General features: G+C 63.5%; 1 protein-coding gene. It reads left to right on the top strand.

Annotated features, from left to right (window positions below; translation table 11 throughout):
- On the top strand, positions 1-811 hold an 811-nt coding region (locus tag GSQ89_RS11365), incomplete at both ends, for a CaiB/BaiF CoA-transferase family protein (protein WP_174254850.1).

Raw genomic sequence — 811 nt, 5'->3', positions numbered from 1 at the left:
CCAACGGGTTTGGCGGCGACTGCCTGGCCGGCGTGCGTGTGCTGGACATGACCCAGTTTGAGGCCGGCCCATCCTGCACCGAAACCCTCGCCTGGCTGGGTGCCGAGGTGGTGAAGGTCGAAAACCCCAAAGGTGGCGATCCCGGCCGCTCGCTGAGCGGCAAGCCGGGTGTCGACGATCCGTATTTCCTGCATTTCAACGCCAACAAGAAATCAATTACCGTCAACCTGAAGGACCCGCGCGGCCTGCAACTGCTGAAGGACCTTGCGGCGAAGGCCGACGTGCTGGTGGAAAATTTCGCACCCGGTGCGATCGAGCGCCTGGGTTTGGGCGCGGATGTGATTCGCGCGTTGAACCCGTCGATCATCTACTGTCAGGTGAAGGGATTCGGCGAGGGCAGCCCGTACGAGAAAAATCTCGCCTTCGATATGATCGCACAGGCGTGCAGCGGCATCATGAGCACCACTGGCGAGTTGGACGGCCGTCCGCTGAAGCCAGGCCCGTCGCTGGGCGATACCGGCACAGGCATGCTGCTGTCGATTTCCATCCTGGGCGCGCTTTATCGTCGCAAGGCGACAGGGCAGGGGGATCACCTGCAAGTCGCGATGCAGGACGCGATGCTGCACTACATGCGTATCGCATTTTCCCAGCAGGCCCGCACCGGCAAGCCGGCGCCGCGCGCCGCCGACAAGTCGGTCACCGGGGGCAACCCGCCGATGGGGACGTTCCCCAGCAAGGGCGGTGGTCCGAACGACTATGTGTATGTCTATACGTCGCGCGCCAACCCCGAACACTGGCGCCGGTTATTGGC

Origin of the sequence: Acidisphaera sp. S103 (assembly GCF_009765975.1) — a bacterium.
GTDB lineage: Bacteria > Pseudomonadota > Alphaproteobacteria > Acetobacterales > Acetobacteraceae > Rhodopila.
The sequence above is the reverse complement of the archived record's forward strand: the minus strand, read 5'-3'. Positions and strand labels throughout refer to the sequence as shown.